Genomic DNA, 246 nt, shown 5'->3' on the forward strand with positions numbered 1-246 from the left:
TGCGTCAGCTCGGTAATGTTCTGGAAGATCTCGGTGCCGCGGATCTTGAACAGCGATGCCGCAGGTCCGGGGTCGATGCCGCGCGCCATCTGGGCGACGACGCGCAACTCCGTCGCCTCCAGCGCCAACCACTTCATGCCGGGCCCGGACTACGGCCACACGGCGTCGGAGAAATATCTGAACTCGCGCAAGCTCTCAATCTACGGCGGATCGAACGAGATCCAGCGCAACATCATCGCGAAAGCG

Annotated in this window: 1 pseudogene; it reads left to right on the forward strand. The window is 62.6% G+C overall.

From position 1 onward, the window contains the following. Positions 1-174: 174 nt before the first annotated feature. Positions 175-246: pseudogene (locus FNJ47_RS52365) on the forward strand (acyl-CoA dehydrogenase family protein); the annotation flags it as partial.

The organism is Bradyrhizobium uaiense (assembly GCF_010811875.1).
GTDB lineage: Bacteria > Pseudomonadota > Alphaproteobacteria > Rhizobiales > Xanthobacteraceae > Bradyrhizobium > Bradyrhizobium uaiense.